The following is a 709-nucleotide window of genomic DNA, read 5'->3' as shown; positions in this document are numbered from 1 at the left end:
GGGTGCAGACTCGCCGTCGCGTAGCTGCTGTTCGTGCTGCAGCGGCGATCGCAGTTGAGCGCCGAATGGCGACGACTGGCGACGACTGGCGCCGCCGCCGACACCCAGCTTCGATCCTGAAACAATCGGTTCCATGCAGATCACCGGAGCATTCCTCGCCGAACACGCCGAGATTGTCGACCAGAAACTGAACGTCACCGGCGGTGTCCTTGACTTCATCACCGTCCCGAAGCGCGGCCAGGTCGACGATGCCGGCAACCCGATCGTCGCCATGGTTTACCTCGTGACACTGATGCAAGCCAGCGCCGATGACCACCAAAAACCTTACAAGATGACCACCGAAATCGTCGAAATCGACGGGAGTAGGCACACTTTCATCGACGCCACCATCCCCGTCGATGCCCACTCGGGAGAAAACCGCTTCTGGGTGAGCCAGCTCGGAATGAGTGGCGGCACCAGCGGCCGCCGCGTGCTCGTCCAAACCCTCGACAACGGCGACTCTGTCGCCATTCCCTTTGAGCTACGCGTCGTCTAGAACGAACCCCTAGCTGCCGACCACTGCTCCCATGACGGGATAGTCGATGGAGCTCCCGGGCTTGAGTTCATGACTCTGCTGCCGGCGAGGAATTGCCCCGCATAGCGAGACTGAAATTCCGGGATAGTTTTCCAGGCGCTGTGCGCCGCCGTGGGATAAGAAAATGGGCCCACC

1 protein-coding gene is annotated in these 709 nt (G+C 61.1%); it reads left to right on the top strand.

The window, feature by feature from the left end:
• Positions 1 to 133 precede the first annotated feature (133 nt).
• Positions 134 to 535, top strand: coding sequence for a hypothetical protein (locus F6Q13_RS18745; protein ID WP_293059729.1), 402 nt, complete (start codon positions 134 to 136; stop codon positions 533 to 535).
• Positions 536 to 709 lie beyond the last annotated feature (174 nt).

Origin of the sequence: Mycobacterium sp. (genome assembly GCF_008709575.1) — a bacterium.
In the GTDB taxonomy this organism is placed as follows: Bacteria; Actinomycetota; Actinomycetes; order Mycobacteriales; family Mycobacteriaceae; genus Mycobacterium.
Note: the sequence above shows the minus strand (reverse complement) of the source record. Positions and strands in the feature narration are given on the sequence as shown.